The 18,965-nt window shown below is 30.7% G+C and carries 16 protein-coding genes; 12 read left to right on the top strand and 4 right to left on the bottom strand.

What is annotated here, in order from left to right:
* Positions 1 to 31: 31 nt before the first annotated feature.
* The gene (locus FVF61_RS00425) at positions 32 to 652 is read left to right on the top strand and encodes a DUF4097 family beta strand repeat-containing protein (protein WP_233586633.1); all 621 of its coding nucleotides are present in this window, start codon (positions 32 to 34) and stop codon (positions 650 to 652) included.
* Between the two features lie 83 nt (positions 653 to 735).
* Entirely contained in the window at positions 736 to 1,356 is a 621-nt protein-coding gene (locus FVF61_RS00420; protein ID WP_148452113.1) for a lipoprotein signal peptidase, read from the top strand.
* Here FVF61_RS00420 and FVF61_RS00415 read toward each other — a convergent pair.
* From FVF61_RS00415 to FVF61_RS00400, 4 genes are read right to left on the bottom strand one after another with little or no spacing between them, the layout of a single operon-like run.
* Positions 1,353 to 1,919, bottom strand: a complete 567-nt coding sequence (locus FVF61_RS00415) for a 5-formyltetrahydrofolate cyclo-ligase (protein ID WP_148452111.1) — start codon at positions 1,917 to 1,919, stop codon at positions 1,353 to 1,355. The genes FVF61_RS00420 and FVF61_RS00415 overlap by 4 nt on opposite strands.
* A gap of 12 nt (positions 1,920 to 1,931) precedes the next feature.
* Entirely contained in the window at positions 1,932 to 2,906 is a 975-nt protein-coding gene (locus tag FVF61_RS00410; RefSeq protein WP_148452109.1) for a succinylglutamate desuccinylase/aspartoacylase family protein, read from the bottom strand.
* Between the two features lie 5 nt (positions 2,907 to 2,911).
* Entirely contained in the window at positions 2,912 to 3,784 is an 873-nt protein-coding gene (rimK, locus tag FVF61_RS00405; RefSeq protein ID WP_148452107.1) for a 30S ribosomal protein S6--L-glutamate ligase, read from the bottom strand.
* Entirely contained in the window at positions 3,781 to 4,206 is a 426-nt protein-coding gene (locus FVF61_RS00400; RefSeq protein WP_148452105.1) for an ATP-dependent zinc protease family protein, read from the bottom strand. The genes rimK and FVF61_RS00400 overlap by 4 nt, the downstream gene beginning before the upstream one ends.
* A gap of 112 nt (positions 4,207 to 4,318) precedes the next feature.
* Between FVF61_RS00400 and uvrC the strand changes: the two genes are divergently transcribed.
* The 10 genes from uvrC to FVF61_RS00350 all read left to right on the top strand — a co-directional run bounded on the left by uvrC (position 4,319) and on the right by FVF61_RS00350 (position 18,911).
* Positions 4,319 to 6,109, top strand: a complete 1,791-nt coding sequence (gene uvrC, locus FVF61_RS00395) for an excinuclease ABC subunit UvrC (RefSeq protein ID WP_148452103.1) — start codon at positions 4,319 to 4,321, stop codon at positions 6,107 to 6,109.
* The gene (locus FVF61_RS00390; protein WP_148452101.1) at positions 6,109 to 8,340 is read left to right on the top strand and encodes a patatin-like phospholipase family protein; all 2,232 of its coding nucleotides are present in this window, start codon (positions 6,109 to 6,111) and stop codon (positions 8,338 to 8,340) included. Before uvrC ends, FVF61_RS00390 begins: the two co-directional genes overlap by 1 nt.
* Positions 8,341 to 8,578: 238 nt before the next feature.
* Complete coding sequence (locus tag FVF61_RS00385) at positions 8,579 to 9,733, top strand: homogentisate 1,2-dioxygenase (protein ID WP_148452099.1); 1,155 nt, start codon at positions 8,579 to 8,581, stop codon at positions 9,731 to 9,733.
* A gap of 14 nt (positions 9,734 to 9,747) precedes the next feature.
* Entirely contained in the window at positions 9,748 to 10,908 is a 1,161-nt protein-coding gene (gene hppD, locus FVF61_RS00380; RefSeq protein ID WP_148452097.1) for a 4-hydroxyphenylpyruvate dioxygenase, read from the top strand.
* A 147-nt stretch (positions 10,909 to 11,055) separates the two neighbouring features.
* Positions 11,056 to 11,838 carry a DUF3108 domain-containing protein gene (locus FVF61_RS00375; protein ID WP_148452095.1) on the top strand — a complete coding sequence of 261 codons (783 nt, stop codon included), beginning with the start codon at positions 11,056 to 11,058 and terminating at the stop codon, positions 11,836 to 11,838.
* Positions 11,838 to 12,761 (top strand): tryptophan 2,3-dioxygenase family protein, encoded by a 924-nt coding sequence (locus FVF61_RS00370; protein ID WP_148452093.1) that lies wholly within the window; start codon positions 11,838 to 11,840, stop codon positions 12,759 to 12,761. The genes FVF61_RS00375 and FVF61_RS00370 overlap by 1 nt, the downstream gene beginning before the upstream one ends.
* Positions 12,719 to 14,014 (top strand): peptidoglycan DD-metalloendopeptidase family protein, encoded by a 1,296-nt coding sequence (locus FVF61_RS00365; protein WP_199757237.1) that lies wholly within the window; start codon positions 12,719 to 12,721, stop codon positions 14,012 to 14,014. Before FVF61_RS00370 ends, FVF61_RS00365 begins: the two co-directional genes overlap by 43 nt.
* A gap of 4 nt (positions 14,015 to 14,018) precedes the next feature.
* Complete coding sequence (pgi, locus tag FVF61_RS00360; RefSeq protein ID WP_148452091.1) at positions 14,019 to 15,662, top strand: glucose-6-phosphate isomerase; 1,644 nt, start codon at positions 14,019 to 14,021, stop codon at positions 15,660 to 15,662.
* A gap of 162 nt (positions 15,663 to 15,824) precedes the next feature.
* Positions 15,825 to 18,365: a TonB-dependent receptor gene (locus FVF61_RS00355; RefSeq protein WP_148452089.1), complete on the top strand. Its 2,541-nt coding sequence runs from the start codon at positions 15,825 to 15,827 to the stop codon at positions 18,363 to 18,365.
* Between the two features lie 105 nt (positions 18,366 to 18,470).
* Positions 18,471 to 18,911, top strand: coding sequence for a hypothetical protein (locus tag FVF61_RS00350; protein ID WP_148452087.1), 441 nt, complete (start codon positions 18,471 to 18,473; stop codon positions 18,909 to 18,911).
* Positions 18,912 to 18,965: the final 54 nt, after the last annotated feature.

Genomic DNA, 18,965 nt, shown 5'->3' with positions numbered 1-18,965 from the left:
ATAAAATAAAAAGCTAAAGAATATTCATTCTATGAAGCCTATTCTATCTATAATTATCATGTTTTATGCCTTGCAAATTTATGCACAAAAAACTACTGAAAAAACCTTTACTTCTGAAGGGATTTCAACTTTAGTTATTGATGGAAGTTCGGTTTTTAAAATTCGTATGGAAACAACAAAAACCAATACCATATCCATACAATCTTTAGCGGAAGGCGAACATAGCGAACAGTTGGTTTTATTAACTGAAATTAAAAACAATCAATTGCATGTTTCAAGTGTATATCAACCTTTATTTGTTGCTGATAACGATAAGTTGAGCGCTCACAAACTTATTTCTATTGAATTAATCTTTCTCATTCCAGAGCAATTAGATATATCCATTTCAAGTAATATTGCTTCGGTATTTTTGTCTGGAAACTATAATCATGTAACAATAGAATTAATGAATGGATCTTTTAAAGCCAATAATTTTCAGGGAAACTTATTGGTAAATACCATCCATGGAGATGTTGAGGTAGAAACCAATCAAGCTATTGTTGAGGCCTCAAGTAAACACGGAAATGTTAATCAAGAGGTTTTAATTGAAGGCAATAGGGAAATTATTTTAAATTCAATAAATGGCAACATAACTGTTACCAAAACTGAATAATATGTCTATTTTTGAAAAAAATCTTCTATTAATGTAAAAAAACCTCTTCTTAGTCTGTAAGACAAGAAAGCGTGTTAAATAATATGACCATAAAAAAAGCCACACTTTTCATTATTCTAATTTTATTAATAGACCAAATAAGCAAAATCTATATTAAAACGCATTTTGTAATTGGTGAAGAATTAAAGGTTTTTTCATGGTTTAAAATATATTTTGTTGAAAACGATGGCATGGCTTGGGGAACGAAACTAAGCGATTTTATTTCTTTTATTTCCGATAGAACAGCCAAATTATCTTTAACCATTTTTAGAATTGTGGCCATTTTTGGTATTGGATACTGGTTGTATGATGTTATAAAAAAAGATAGTCCTAAAATTTTGATTTGGGCTATAATTTTCATTTTTGCAGGTGCTTTAGGTAATATTCTAGACTCCGTTTTTTATGGTGTGTTGTTTAACGATAGTTTTGGACAAGTAGCTTCTTTCTTGCCAACAGAAGGTGGTTACGATAGCTTATTACATGGTAAAGTGGTAGATATGTTGTATTTCCCTATTTGGAAAGGCTATTTGCCAGAATGGTTACCCTTTTATGGAGGCAAATATTTTACCTTTTTCGAACCTGTTTTTAATGTAGCAGATGTAGCCATAAGCACAGGATTTGGTTTGCTTATTTTCTTTAATAAGAAGGCGTTTTCAAAAGACTAATTAAACGTATAGATATGATTTGGCGTCACACAATAATCCAAAGCCATGTCACCTTCAAAAACATCTTCAATTTTTGTTTCAGCTTCAAAAAAAGACAAGCCAATTTTTATAGTTTCGGGTTTGCATTTAGCTAAAAATCTATCGTAAAACCCTTTGCCATAACCAACTCTGTGTCCTTGCAAATCGAAAGCTAGAAGTGGCACAAAAACCACATCAATTTTTTCATTTGGAACCTCTATACCATCAAGAGGTTCAGGAATGTTGTAGTTGCTTTTTTTGATAACTGTATTATCTGTTAAAAGAAAATGATTCATTGTTCCTGTAGAAAAATCGCTTTTAGAAATTACGATGTTTTTATCTTTTCCAGAAAGTATATTAAGAATATAATCTGTGTTTATTTCTTTTTGTTCTTGAATAGAAAGAAAGAGATGATAAAAAGAATAATCCCAAATAGGTAAAGTTAATAGCTTGTTTGCAATTTGTAAACTAAAATCATGAATTTCTTCAGAAGATAATTTCTGACGTTTAAGTTGGTATGTTTTTCGTAATTCGGTCTTAGTCATTAGTAACTAATATTAGCTCCTTATTATTTTAGTTACATGAAATAAAGCATCTCCTTGATAAACTAATGCTGCTTCATTTACATTAATTACATAGCCATCTATGGTAGATTTTACTGTATGGTGTATTTTACCAAAAGGATCTGTAATTTGTCCTAAAACATCATTGACTTTTACTTTTGTATTTATAGCTATTTTGGCTTTAAACATGCCAGATTTTTTAGCACGTATCCATTTACTTTTTTCAACAAAAACAGTTCCTATTTTAGGTGGATTAGATTTGATTTTAGAATTAAGCATGTCGAAATGAGATAAAATGCGTTTTACTCCTTCTATTCCAACTTTAGAAATATTATCGTTTACAAAAGACGATTTTCCTCCTTCATATAATAAAACTGGTTTCTCTAATTGGAAACAAGCATTTCTAAATGATTTTACAATATGTTTAGAATATAAAACAAAAGGAGCTCCAAAAATATTTGCTAACTCATCAAGTTGTGGTTGGTTATCTACAATTCTAATTTGAGCAGCATTAAACCTACTAGCTCCTCCAGTATGAAAATCAATTACTAAATCTACTTCCGGAATAACCTCATGCATTAACTTGTGTGCTACTCTACTTGCCAAAGAACCATTTTCTGACCCAGGAAAAGATCTGTTTAGATCTCTGCCATCTGGAAAAAATCGAGATCCATTTAAAAAACCAAAAACATTTAGGATGGGAATACAAATAATAGTTCCTCTTTTAGGCTTATTAATTTTTCTTGAAATAAGTTGTCTAACAATATCAACGCCATTAATTTCATCTCCATGTAATCCAGCAGTGAATAAAATAGTTGGACCAGGTTTTTTTGATCGTTCAATAATAACAGGAGCCTCAATTTTTGTAGCAGTGTGAAGCTTAGCAATATTAAAATTTATTTCTTTTGAAGTTCCTAACGGAATATCATGTCCTAAAATAGAGATTATTTTTTTGTATTCTGAAGCCATAAAAATTAAACATTTCGCTCTATAAAACGGATAATAACTTTAGCTATATCTTTTTTGGTTGCAGCCTCAATGCCTTCTAAACCTGGAGAAGAATTAACTTCTAGAATTAATGGTCCACGAGCAGATTGTAACATATCTACACCACAAATACCTAAGCCTAATGACTTGGCTGCTTTTAATGCAGCATTCTCCTCTTCATCTGTTAATTGAATAATTTGTGCTGTACCACCTCTGTGTAAATTAGATCTAAACTCGCCTTCTTTTCCTTGACGTTTCATGGCTCCAACCACATTTCCATCTACAACAAAAGCTCTAATGTCTGCACCTTTAGATTCTTTTATAAATTCTTGAACAATCACTCTTGCTTGCAGTCCGTTAAAAGCTTCAAGTACAGATTCTGCAGCATTATTAGTTTCTGCTAAGACCACACCTAATCCTTGGGTTCCTTCTAAAAGTTTGATAACTAAAGGCGCTCCACCAACATACTCAATAACTTCAGCCACATCTTTGGTGTAATTAGAAAACACTGTTTTTGGCATCCCTAAACCTGCACGAGACAATACTTGTAAACTTCTTAATTTATCTCTAGAACGAACTAAAGCTTGAGATTCTACAGTAGAGAATACCTTCATCATTTCAAATTGTCTAACAACTGCAGTACCATAAAATGTAACTGACGCTCCAATTCTAGGAATAATAGCATCAATATTTTCTAAGGTTTTTCCTTTGTATAAAATGGCTGGATTTTTTTTCTCAATGATTATTTCGCATTTTAAAGGGTCAATAACTTCTACATGATGTTTTCGTTGTTGGGCAGCTTCAACTAAACGTTTTGTTGAATATAAATGAGGGTTTCTAGATAATATTACAATATTCATTTGTTCTTTTTTTGATAAGATAAGTTTTTTAAACTGACATCAACTACAAATTTTTTGTTTAAAAAGCGTCTTCCAATTAATATTGGAAATTTCATGTCGTCTCTTGTACTTAGTGTTAAATTAATTTTATATTTTTTATTAAAAATTAGAATGGTAGTTTTTACTTTATAACGTTCCTGTACTATACCATTACTACTTTTTACTTTGGCAATATCATAGGTTTTAAAAACAATTTCTTTACCGTTGTATAGTGGATGCCCTTTATCATAAAACGTACATTTAAGTAAGCCATCTTCTACTTTTACTTTATGACAATGTATAGAAGAAGTGTATGCTCCTGAGTCTACCTTTATATCAATATCATATAAATCTAGAAGAGGAAAATCTGCTTTGTCAATTCTTCCAATTACTTTCTTAGGCATAAAGAATGGTGTTAATGAGGCTTGCAAGGTAATGAAAAATCGAATGTTATTTCACATTCTAAAATAGTATTAAAATGAATGGTTTTTGCAGATATATATTATCTTTGGATATATGAGCAAACCTACATTAGAAATACAACTAAAAACCTTGCCAAATGAGCCAGGAGTATACCAGTATTTTGATGCAGATGGAATTATTTTATATGTAGGTAAAGCAAAGAATTTAAAAAAACGAGTTAGTTCTTACTTCACAAAACAACACGATTACGGAAAAACCAAAGTGCTTGTAAAAAAAATTGCAAGCATTAAACATATTGTTGTTAATTCGGAAACAGATGCCTTGCTTTTAGAAAACAACCTAATTAAAAAGCATCAACCAAGATACAACGTACTCCTTAAAGATGATAAATCGTATCCTTGGATTTGTATTAAAAATGAACGTTTTCCAAGAGTGTTTTCAACCAGAAGAGTAATTAAAGATGGCAGTGAATATTTTGGGCCATATACCAGTATGAAAACAGTAACCACCTTACTGGATTTAATAAAGGGACTTTTTAAATTAAGAACATGTAATTACGATTTATCTGAAACAAAAATTGATTCTGGAAAATATAAAGTGTGTTTAGAATACCATTTGGGCAATTGTAAAGGGCCTTGTGAAGGATTACAAACCCTTGAAGATTATAATGAAGGAATTAATGCCATTAGAGATATATTAAAAGGAAATTTTAAAGATTCTCTTATACAGTTTAAGCAGCAAATGGTTCATTTTTCCAAATCTATGCAATTTGAAGATGCTCAAGTAATTAAAGAAAAAATAGAAGTTTTAGAAAACTATCAAGCAAAATCTACCATTGTAAACCCTAAAATAAGTAACGTAGATGTGTTTTCAATAGTTAGTGATGAGAGTTATGCATATGTTAATTTTTTACAATTATCTTTTGGTTCCATAATACGTTCACATACCTTAGAGATAAAGAAAAAATTACAAGAATCAGACAAAGATTTGTTAGAGATAGCAATTGTTGAATTAAGACAACGCTTTCATTCAAAATCAAAAGAAATTTATGTGCCTTTTAAAATTAATTTAGGTAAAAAAGTAAAAGTTTCTGTTCCACAATTAGGAGATAAGAAGCACATTCTAGATTTATCTATTAGAAATGCCAAATACCATAGATTAGAGCAATTAAAACAAGTAAAAATTGTAGATCCTGATAGGCATGCTAATAGAATAATGGCCCAAATGAAATCCGATTTACGTCTAAAAGAAGAACCAAGACATATAGAGTGTTTCGATAATTCTAATATTCAAGGTACTCATCCAGTGGCTGCTTGTGTGGTCTTTAAAAATGGAAAACCAAGTAAAAAAGATTATCGACATTTTAATATTAAAACAGTTGAAGGTCCTGATGATTTTGCATCCATGGAAGAAGTCGTATACAGACGTTATAAGAGAATGTTAGACGAAAAGCAATCTCTGCCTCAATTAATAATTATTGATGGAGGAAAAGGACAATTATCTTCAGCATTAAAAAGCTTAGATGCGTTACAATTAAGAAAAAAAATTGCAATCATCGGAATTGCGAAACGTTTAGAAGAATTATTTTATCCAGACGACCCAATTCCCTTATATTTAGATAAAAAAAGTGAAACTTTAAAAATAATCCAACAATTAAGAAACGAAGCCCACAGATTTGGGATAGAGCATCACAGAAATAAAAGAAGCAAATCTGCTCTAAATACAGAATTGGAAACTATTCCAGGAATTGGAGAAAAAACCATAGTAGAATTATTGAAAGAATTTAAATCTGTAAAACGTATTGCAAATGCAAAGTTAGATGAGTTAGAAGATGTTGTAGGAGCTTCAAGAGCCAATAAAATTTATAATTACTATCACAAATAATGAAGTATTTATTTCTAGTCATATTATTATTATTATCATTAGGCACTATTTCGCAAGAACAAGAAAAGGTCGACGTAAAAGTTGGTTTAGTTCTAAGTGGAGGAGGAGCAAAAGGATTAGCACATATTGGTGTGCTAAAAGTTATTGATAGTTTAGGAATTAAAATAGATTATATAGCTGGAACAAGTATGGGAGCCATTGTTGGATCTCTATATGCTTCTGGTTATTCAGGAAAAGACATCGACTCTATTTTTAAAGATGTTAATTTCGATAAAATTATTAACGACGATTTACCTAGAGCTTCAAAAACGTTTTACGAAAGAGATAATTCTGAAAAATATGCTTTAACATTACCTTTCGAGCATTTTAAAATAAAATTGCCTACAGCTTTATCTCGTGGACAAAACATGCTTAGTTTACTATCAAAACTAACTTTACATGTTAGTGAAATAGATGATTTTAGCAAACTCCCTATTCCGTTTTTCTGTTTAGCAACAAATGTCGAAACAGGTCAAGCTGTTATTTTAGACAGTGGTAGTTTGCCTTTAGCAATAACAGCAAGTGGTGCATTCCCATCCTTATTTCAGCCTGTAATGATAGACAACCAACTTTTAATAGATGGAGGAGTAGTGAATAATTATCCTATTGATGAGTTAAAAGCTAAAGGAATGAACTTAATAATTGGTGTAGATGTACAACATGGATTAGCTACAAGAGACGATTTAAAATCTGCTCCTGAAATTCTTCTTCAAATCAATAATTATAGAACAATTAATGATATGAAAAAGAAATCTAAAGAAACAGATGTGTATATAAAACCAGATATTACAGAATATACAGTTATTTCATTTAGCGATGGAAAAGACATAATTGCTAATGGTGAACTTGCAGCTGAAAAAAAAATAGATGCTTTAAAGCATATTGCATCCATGCAAAAACAAAAACCAGCTAAACATATTTACATCCATCCTGTAGATAGTATTCAAATCAACTCCATTATTATCTCCGGAAATGAAAAATACACAAGCGCTTATGTTATTGGTAAGCTGCAGTTTAAACAAAACGTAAAAATTAAATATAATCAATATGTAGATGGTGTTAATAATTTAGCTGCAACAAATAATTTCGAAAGTGTTATTAATAAACTAAAACCTTCAACAAATGGGCAGGGCTATGATATGTATATTACATTAAAAGAAAGCTCTATTACAACTTTTTTTAAGTTTGCTGTTCATTATGATGATTTGTATAAAACAGCAGCATTAATAAACTTGACTAAAAAACAATTACTTTTTAAAAATGATGTGCTTACATTCGACTTTATTGTTGGAGACAACCTTAGGTATAATTTTGAATATTATATAGATAAAGGATTTTATTGGAGTATCGGATTAAAATCAAAATTCAATCAGTTTAAAAAAGTAATTCCTGCCAATGCCCTATTAACAGATGAAGAGTTAGAAATATTAAACGTTAATAAATTAGACGTAGAATTAAAAGACCTTACCAATCAGTTTTATTTACAGACTTTATTTAGAAAAGATATGTCATTAACCCTTGGAGCAGAACATAAAAGGTTGCAAATTACTACTGAAACCGTTTTAACTGGAACTAATGAAGATGAAACTGTTTTTGAAAACAGCGATTATTTAAGTCTTTTTGGTAAACTAAAAATCGATACTTATGATAATAAGTACTTTCCAAACGAAGGTGTGCTTTTTGATGGCGATTTTCATTTATATTTATATTCTTCAGATTTCAATAACAATTTCAATCAATTTTCTATAGCAAAAGCAACAATTGGTTATGCTTATAGTTTTTCAGATAAATTTACTGCAAACATTACAACTCAAGGTGGTTTTAATATTGGTGAAAATGATAACCCTTACTTAGATTTTGCTCTTGGTGGTTATGGAAATGATTTTATAAACAATTTTGAATCGTTCTATGGTTACGATTTTATTTCTATTGCAGGAAATAGTTTTGTTAAAGGAGTTATTACACTAGACTACGAAATATTTAAAAAAAACCACATCAATGTAGCAGCAAACTATTCGAATATTGCTGATAATATTTTTGATGATGGCGAATGGATTACTTCTCCGGATTATTCAGGATATGCTGTAGGCTATTCTATGGAGACAATATTAGGTCCAATTGAATTAAAATACACCTATTCTCCAGAAACTAAAGACAGTATTTGGTTTTTTAATCTAGGTTTTTGGTTTTAAAAAATTAGTATTTTCTGAAAATATTGATTCATAGGTAAAATTAAAATATCATAAAAAATTCCGATATTTGTAGAACTATGAAAACATTTTGGAATAATTTATTAAGTTATCTTCAGTTTCTTATAAAAAGAAATCCAGAATAAGCAGACCTAATTGTATCTTTATATTAATTATTTTAAAGAGTTAAATACTTTATAGAAATAAGACTATTTAGCTTAAAACTTTTAAACTTACAAACATGCCATTTTATCATAAACTAGGAAACATACCTCCTAAAAGACATATACAATTTAGAAAACCAGACGGCAGCCTTTATAGCGAACAACTTTTTGGCACTATAGGTTTCGATGGGATGTCTACTAACTCATATCATGAACAAAGACCAACACAGGTTAAGTCTATTAATAAACAATATTGTGTAGCCCCAAAAATAGCTAAGGAAAACAGCATCCAATCCTATCGGTTTAGAGGGTTTCAAATTAAACCAGAAAACGATTATTTAGAAAGCAGAAAAACAGTTTTAACCAATAGTGATTGCAGTATTATTCTTGCAGCACCAAAACAATCGACTACAGATTATTTTTATAAAAACTCAGATGCAGATGAATTAATTTTTATCCATAAAGGCACTGGAAAACTAAGAACACATTTAGGAAATTTAAACTTCAAATATGGAGATTATCTCCTAGTCCCAAGAGGAATTATTTATAAAATAGATTTCGATACAGAAGACAACAGATTATTTATTGTAGAATCTAGAAGACCAATTTATACACCTAAAAGATATAGAAATTGGTTTGGGCAATTATTGGAACACTCACCATTTTGCGAAAGAGATATTCGTCAACCACAAGAATTAGAAACATATAACGAGTCTGGAGACTTTTTAATGAAAGTTAAAAAACAAGACGATATGTTTGAAATGGTATATGCTTCACATCCATTCGATGTGGTTGGGTATGATGGTTATAGCTATCCATACGCATTTTCAATTCACGATTTTGAACCAATAACAGGCCGAATTCATCAACCACCTCCAGTACATCAAACTTTCGAAACAGATGCATTTGTAGTTTGTAGTTTTGTCCCTAGATTATACGATTATCATCCATTAGCAATACCAGCTCCATATAATCATAGCAATATAGACAGTGATGAGGTTTTATATTATGTAGATGGTGATTTTATGAGCAGGAATGATATCGATGCAGGACATATTTCCTTACATCCTGCTGGAATACCACATGGGCCACATCCTGGAGCTGCAGAACGCAGCATAGGAAAAGTTAAAACAGACGAATTAGCAGTTATGGTGGATACTTTTAAACCACTTAAAGTAACAGAAGAAGCATTAAAAATAGCAGATGAAGATTATTTTAAATCTTGGCTTTAATAAAACAGAAAACAATGAGTAAAGAAGTAAAATCAGTAGATTATGGATTAGAGAAAATATTTGAAGGTGCTCAAGATTTTCTTCCATTATTAGGTACAGACTATGTAGAATTCTATGTAGGCAACGCAAAACAATCAGCACATTTTTATAAAACAGCCTTCGGATTTCAATCTTTTGCTTACAAAGGGTTAGAAACGGGATCTAGAGATGAAGTAAGTTATGTCTTAAAACAAGACAAAATAAAATTAGTGCTTACAACTCCACTAAATAGTAAATCTCCAATTAATAATCATATTGTAAAACATGGAGATGGCGTAAAAGTAGTAGCTCTTTGGGTAGAAGATGCTAGAAGTGCATATGAAGAAACCACAAAGAGAGGAGCAAAATCTTACATGGAACCAAAAGTTGAAACAGACGAGCATGGTGAAGTAGTTCGAGCTGGAATTTATACTTATGGAGAAACGGTTCACATGTTTGTAGAACGTAAAAACTATAAAGGCATATTTATGCCAGGATTTAGAGAATGGAAAAGCGATTATAATCCAGAGCCATTAGGTTTAAAATATATAGACCATATGGTTGGTAATGTGGGTTGGGGACAAATGAACAAATGGGTTAAATGGTATGAAGATGTAATGGGGTTTGTAAACTTTTTATCATTTGATGACAAACAAATACACACAGAATATTCGGCCTTAATGTCTAAAGTAATGAGTAATGGAAATGGAAGAATTAAGTTTCCAATTAACGAACCAGCTAAGGCTGCAAAAAAATCTCAAATAGAAGAATATTTAGACTTTTATGAAGATTCTGGAGTACAACATATTGCTGTGGCTACAGACGATATTATCAAAACCGTATCCCAACTAAAAGCAAGAGGAGTTGAATTTTTACCTCCCCCACCTCAAGCTTATTACGATGATATTCCTAGACGTTTAGGTGTACATATGGATATGATGAAAGAAGATATTAATGAGCTTCAAAAACTCTCTATCATGATTGATGCAGATGAAGAAGGTTATCTTTTACAAATATTCACTAAACCTGTTGAAGACAGGCCTACACTTTTCTTCGAAATTATTCAAAGAATGGGAGCACGTGGTTTTGGAGCCGGAAATTTTAAAGCTCTATTCGAGTCTATAGAAAGAGAGCAAGAATTAAGAGGGACTTTATAACAAAAATTTAACTAAATAAGTGCCTAAAAACTCTAACAAAATTCTTGATAGAGTTTTTTTGTTTTATACATTTGGAATGGTAATTGTAATATTGGAAACAGGCAATAAAAATGTATTCAATAAGTTACAATTACAGATATATAAAATATGAATAAGACACTTCTTTATATTATAGTATTTTTTTTAATGCAACCTCTTTTTGCTCAAAATGAAAGTTCATTTGGTGCAGGAGAGTGGTTTCGTTTTGAAATGAGCTATAGTGGTTTTTTAAAAGCTGGAGAAGCTACTATTACGGTAAAAGATGCCATATATAAAAACAAACCTGTTTATCACGTAGTTGGTAAAGGCTGGACAACAGGAGCTATTAAATGGTTTTTTAAGGTTGAAGACAGATATGAAAGTTATTTTGACAAACAAAAAATAGTGCCTTATAAATTTATTCGAAATATTGATGAAGGAGGACATACTAAAAATATAGAAATTACATTCGATCAAGATATAAATAAGGCTTATGTTAATAATATAAAACATAATAGGCAATCAGTTTTTGATACTGAGCCTAATATTCAAGATATGATTTCTACTTTTTACTATTTAAGAGATAATTTAGATATTAAAAATTTAAGAATTGGTGGAGAAGTACATGTAAATATGTTCTTTGATGAAGAAAATTATGGGTTTAAATTAAAATATTTAGGAAAAGAATTAATTGATACCGAGTTTGGAAAAATAAAAGCTTTAAAATTTAGACCTTATGTCATGGCAGGAAGAGTCTTTAAAGAAGAAGAAAGCTTAACCCTATGGGTTTCAAATGATAAAAATAAAGTACCTTTACGTATCCAAGCAGATTTAGCTGTTGGATCTTTAAGAGCAGATTTAGACGCATTTAAAGGATTAAAACACCCATTTAAAATAGTTGTAGAAGATTAATGGATTTAGACAAAGAATTAACCAGCCAATTAAAAGAGAAATTTAATGCCATTGGACAAGATCTGGATGTGCATTTAAAAGGAATGCTTTATAGTAAACCCATAAATTATTGGGATTATATACAAACTGATGCGCTTTTAGACCTTCAAACGCAACGTACAGTACTACCTGACGAAATGGTATTTATCATGTATCATCAAATCAACGAATTGCTGTTTAAAATGATACTTTGGGAAATAGATCAGGTAGCTAATACAGTTCATATTAAGCCTGAGTTTTTTTCAAATAAATTGATGCGAGTTAGTAGATATTTCGACATGCTTACATCTTCTTTCGAAATTATGAAAGATGGTATGGAAGTAGAGCAATACAATAAGTTCAGAAATACATTAACTCCAGCTAGTGGATTTCAAAGTGCCCAATATAGAAAAATTGAATTAGCTTCTACAGAACTCATCAATTTAATAGATAATAGATTTAGAGAAACAATTGATAGAAATACGTCTTTTGAACACGCATTTAATCATTTATATTGGCAAGCTGCTGGAAAAGATTACGAAACAGGTAAAAAAAGCTATTTATTAACAGTTTTTGAAGAACGTTACAAAGATGAATTTATTAGATTTGCCAAATTCTATAACACAAATAATCTGTGGACAAAGTTTAAAGAATTACCACAGGAAGTTAGAGAAAATCAAGATTTAGTAAAAGCCATGCGTCATTATGATTATACCGTAAATATAAAATGGGTCATGGCACATTATAACACAGCAAATCACTATTTAAATATTGGTGGAAAAACAGCTGAAGCAACAGGAGGAAGTGAATGGGTAAAATATATGCATCCAAAATATCAAAGAAGAATATTTTTTCCAGAATTATGGACCAAACAAGAATTACAAGATTGGGGAAAAAATGTTTAATTATTTTTGCAATTATTATAGGATTAAATAGTTGCAAAGAAGATAAACCCCAAATTATTGAAGAAGAAATAGCTGAAATAATACCAGAAGACATCTACGAATTTGGCTTCAATCTAAACGATTTTTACGTAAAAAGAGATACGGTTCGTGCAGGAGATAGTTTTGGCGAAATTATGCAGCGCAATAAAATAGGCTACCCAAGAATTTTTCAAATTGCAGAAAAAGCAAGAGATAGTTTTGATATTAGAAAACTTCAAATAGGAAAACCTTATACCATTCTTTGCACGAAAGACACGTTGCAAGAACCAAAATGTTTTATTTACCAACCTAACAGAGAAGAATATATAGTATTAAATTTTCAAGATTCTATTCATGCATATACTAGTAGAAAACCTATTAAATATGTGGAGAAAGAAGTGGCTGGTGTTATAACTAGTAACATTTCTGAAACTCTAGACGAGCAAGGAATTAGTTTTGTTTTAGCATATAAAATGTCAGATATTTATGCTTGGACTATCGATTTTACAAGACTTCAAAAAGGAGATAGGTTTAAAGTTATTTATACAGACAAGTATATAGATGATACTATTTATGCAGGAATAGACAACATTAAAGCTGCAGTTTTCGAACATAAAAAAGAAGACTTTTATGCTTTCGAGTTTGAAACAGATAGTATCAAAGGACTTAAAGATTACTTTAACGAAGAAGCCAACAATTTACGTCGTGCTTTTTTAAAAGCACCTGTTGAATATAAACGAATATCGTCTAGATATAACCTAAGAAGGCGAATAGCTTTGTATGGTAACAAAATCAGACCACATAAAGGAACAGATTTTTCAGCAAATGTTGGAACGCCTATTCGCGCTACTGCAAATGGTACAGTAACAAAATCTGCATATACTAGAGGCAATGGTAATTATGTAAAAATTAAGCATAATTCAACATATGAGACTCAATACCTTCATATGAAAAAACAAAACGTAAAGGCTGGTCAGTATGTAAAGCAAGGAGATGTTATAGGTTGGGTTGGTATGACAGGAAATACTTCAGGACCACATGTTTGTTATCGTTTCTGGAAAAATGGGCAACAGGTAGATCCATTTAAAGAAAAACTACCAGAAGCAGAACCAATTTCCAAAAACTTAAAAGCTAAATATTTAGAATATATTGCTCCTTTAAAGGTTCAGATAGATACTATTAAATATGAAGGAGATAAAAAGCCTTCAAATAAATTAATTACACAGGTAAATTAATTTCATGGCTCTACCAAAGATTGATCCAACATCTACAGTTGCCTGGAAAAAACTTCAGGAACATTTTCGATCGATTCAAAGCATTCAAATGAAAGACATGTTTGCTTTAGATGAAAATAGAGCAAATAATTTTTCTATTATTTGGGAAGATTTTTATATAGACTTTTCTAAAAACAGAATAACCCAAGAAACTTTAAGTCTATTATTTCAATTAGCACAAGAGGTTAAATTAAAAGAAGCTATTGATTGCTATTTCTCAGGTGAAAATATTAATGAAACAGAAAATAGAGCTGTATTACATACTGCTTTAAGAGCTGGAGAAAATGAAAAAATTCTTGTAAACGGACAAAATATTATTCCTGAAATTTCAGAAGTTAAAAAGAAAATTGAAAACTTTACCAATCAAATAGAAAGCGGTTCTAAAACAGGGTTTACAGGAAAGGCATTTACAGATGTTGTAAATATTGGTATTGGTGGGTCAGATTTAGGGCCTTCAATGGTAGTAAGCTCTTTAGAATTCTACAAAAATCACTTAAATACACATTTTGTAAGTAATATTGATGGAGATCATATTAATGAAGTAATTAAAAAATTAAACCCTGAAACCACACTTTTTGTAATTGTCTCAAAAACTTTTACTACTCAGGAAACCCTTACTAATGCAAAAACTATTAAAGAATGGTTTTTAAAATCTGCTAACCAAGAGGCTGTTTCAAAACACTTTGTTGCTGTTTCCACAAATATCGAAGACGCCAACTGTTTTGGTATAAACCAATCTAACATTTTCCCAATTTGGGATTGGGTTGGAGGTAGATTTTCACTGTGGAGTGCAGTTGGACTTTCAATTAGTCTTTCTGTTGGGTTTGATAATTTTAATAAGCTTCTTTTAGGAGCTAATAAAATGGATAAGCATTTTAAATCTGAAGCATTAGAAAATAATATTCCAGTAATTTTAGCTTTAATAAGTGTTTGGTACAATAACTTCTTTAAATCTGAAACAGAAGCTATCATTCCTTACTCTCAATATTTAAATAGGTTTAGCATCTATCTTCAACAGAGTTTTATGGAAAGTAATGGGAAAAGTATTGATAGAAATGGGAACCCAATTAATTATCAAACAGGTTCTATTATCTGGGGACAACCAGGCTCAAATTCTCAACATGCATTTTTTCAATTAATTCATCAAGGCACTAAATTAATTCCTTCAGATTTTATTGGGTTTGTAGAGAGTCTTCACGGAAACAAAGAGCATCAAGATAAATTAATATCAAATTTTATTGCTCAAACCGAAGCGCTTTTAAATGGAAAATCTAAAGAAGACGTTTTAAATGAGCTTAAAGATCAAGGTCTTTCTGCTGAAGAAATTAATAAAATACTAGCTTATAAAGTTTTTGAAGGTAACAAACCAACAAATACTATTTTCATTAAAAAATTAACACCTGAAAGTTTAGGAAAACTGATTGCTTTATACGAACACAAAATATTTGTTCTAGGTATTATCTGGAATATTTTTAGTTTCGATCAATTTGGAGTTGAATTAGGAAAACAGTTGGCTGGAAATATTTTAGAAAAAATGAAAAATAACACTTTTGCAAATCATGACGCTTCCACCCTTAAATTATTGTATTATTATAAAAATTTAACATAAAACATGTTGAAAACCATGTTAATAGAATTATTTATTGAAGAGTCACAGCTACACTATTATTAATTAAATTCATTGTATTAAAATTCTTAACAATTACATAATAATTATCGATTAATTAAATGTAATTTTGCAAAAAATTTAGAAACAAATCTTTTTAATACAATGAAAAAAATTACAAGATTATTATTTTTAGCAGTAACTTTAATGTTCACTGCATTTTCAATGGCACAGACTACCGTAACAGGTACAATTATGGATGCCGAAATGGATGCACCACTTCCTGGTGCAAATATCATTGAGAAAGGTACAACTAATGGTGTGTCTTCAGACTTCAATGGCTATTTTACTTTAATTACTGAATCTACTGAAGGAGAAATTGAAATTTCTTATGTAGGTTATGGTAAAGTAGTAGTGAAATTTAGTGGCAGTACTAGCCTTGGTGAAGTAACTTTATCTTCAGATAATTCTTTAGAGGAAGTTGTTATTATTGGTAGTGGTATTATCGATTTAGCAGAAGACAGAAAAACACCAGTGGCTGTTTCTACAATTACTGCAAATCAAATTAGAGAAAAAGCTGGTAACTCAGATTTGCCAGAAGTTTTAAAATCAACTCCTTCTGTACAAAGTGTACAAGCAGGTGGTTTTGGAGATGGACAATTGTATTTACGTGGTTTTGATCAAACAAACACAGCTTTCTTATTAAATGGACAACCAATTAATGGAATGGAAGATGGTAAAATGTACTGGTCTAACTGGTCTGGTGTATTAGATGTTGCTAATGCTGTTCAGGTTCAACGTGGTTTAGGAGCTTCAAAATTAGCTATTTCATCTGTTGGTGGAACAGTAAATATTGTAACTAAAACTATCGACAGAAAAGAAGGTGGTTTCTTTCAACAAATGGTTGGAAACGATAACTATATTAAATCAACTGCTTATTATTCTACTGGAGTTAATGAAAAAGGATGGTCTTTTGGAGCTCTATTTGGTTACTGGCAAGGTGATGGATATGTAAACTACACACAAGGTCAAGGACAAACTTATTATATTTCTGTAGGTTACCAACCAAACGATAATCACGCAATTAACTTTATGTTAACAGGTGCGCCTCAATGGCATGCAGCTGCTGGAAGTGGAGATATTCAAGACTTTTTAGACAACGGTAGAAGATATAACTCTTGGAATTTTACTGGAGTAAATAGCGATAACAATTTACATGGTGGCGTGTATCCAGGTGGTAGAAATATTTACCACAAACCAGTAGCTAACTTAAGCTGGGATTGGACGATTAATGATAAATCTGAACTTTCAACAGTTTTATATGGCTCTATGGGTAGAGGTTCTTTTGCTCAAGCACAAACTTCTAATGGAGAAGTTACTTATGCAAGAGGTTCTAACAACAACCACAACTGGTATGGTTTAGTAACTAATTATAACAACCAATTAACAGAAAACTTAAACTTTAACGTTGGTGCAGATGTACGTTTATACAACGGAATCCACTTTAGAGATGTAAGAGAATTCATGACGATTGATTCAGTAAGTTACAGTTCAGGTTATAGTGGAGGAGAAACATATTACTTAGCTGAAGCAGGTGGAATTAATCCTTGGACTGTGTTCTTTGACCCAAACACAGATCATCTACAACGTTTTGGATACGATTACGAAGAGCAAATTAACTATGCAGGAATCTTTACACAGTTAGAGTATTCTAAAGATCAATTATCTGCATTTTTTCAAGGAGCTCTTTCTAATCAATCTCACGTAAGAACAGAGTTTTTAAACACTTCGACTCCTGGTAAAGGAGAAGAAGGGAGTAAAGTAAATAACATTGGCTTTAACTTAAAAGCTGGTGCTGCTTACGAAATTACAGATATGCATAAAGTGTTTGTAAATGCAGGTTTTTATTCTCGTCAACCTTTCCATGACATATTATATGTGGATGATAGAGGAAGTAATGAATTGTATGATCCTGAGATAGAAAATGAAGAAATTACTGGTTTTGAAGCTGGTTATCAATTTGGAGGAGAAAGAATTCAAGCAAACTTAAATTTATACCATACAACTTGGGGTAACAGAACTCTAGTTGGAAATAATGGTCTTGATGGTGTTGATTACTTAAGCTTTCAAACTTTTGGAGTAAAACAAGTACACATGGGAGTTGAGTTAGAGGTGTTTACACAGCCTTTACACAATTTAAGAGTTAATGGTTTTATTTCTTTAGGAGACTGGCAATATAAAGATAATGCAACTCAAAGAACATTTAATGAAGATGGAACTGAAGTTGGTAGTGAATTAGAAGTAGAAATTGATGGATTTAATGTGGGTGGAGCTGCTCAAGTAACTGGAGGAATTTTAGCAGATTACGAATTCTTACCAAGATTTAGTGTAGATGCAAACTGGAATTTCTATAATGACATGTATTCAACAGGATCTTTAACAGAACCAACAATTGCTATGCCATCATACAATACTGTTGATGCAGGTTTATCTTATAAAATGTTAGTAGGAAAAGATGATAGAAACTCATTACAATTCCGTGTTAATATTAACAACATATTTGATGAGGTGTATTTAGAATCTGTAAATGGAAACACAGCTGCTTCTTCAAACCCTGATGAAAACTATAAAGGTGTTAATACAAGTAATACAGGACGTTTTGGTTACGGAAGAACTTGGAATACAAGTATCCGTTTTAACTTCTAGTATTTTAAAAAATTATATTTCACAAAAAACCTCTTCATATGAAGAGGTTTTTTTATGCATTTTAATTATTACATTTGTTTCTTTAATCATAAAATATATAAAAGTATGTACAACATGGTAAAAATGCTTCACTCTTATTGGGCATATTTAGTGCTTATAATTTTAGTAATTGCTGTAGTAAATAGCATAGTAAGAAAAGCGGGTAATAAAGAATATGAAGCAAAAGATTTTAGAATTGCTTTGTTCACCTTAATAGTGTCTCATATTCAATTATTGTTAGGTTTAATACTATATTTTGTATCACCTAGATTTAGTTTGTTTAGCGAATCTGGTATGGGTGAAATTATGAAAAATTCTGTAGACAGATTGTATTTAATAGAACATCCACTTGTAAACATTATAGCAATTGCTTTAATAACTATTGGATATTCTAAACACAAAAAGAAATTGCTATCTGAAGCTAAATTTAAAACTTTAGCTGTGTTTTATACCATAGCTTTAGTATTGGTTTTATCAAGAATCCCTTGGAGTACTTGGTTAGCATAAGATATTATATAAGTTAAATAAAAAAAAGCGACTCATTGAGTCGCTTTTTTTTAT

This window comes from Xanthomarina maritima (assembly GCF_008084905.1).
In the GTDB taxonomy this organism is placed as follows: domain Bacteria; phylum Bacteroidota; class Bacteroidia; order Flavobacteriales; family Flavobacteriaceae; genus Xanthomarina; species Xanthomarina maritima.
This window is presented reverse-complemented; position numbering and strand designations above follow the sequence as displayed.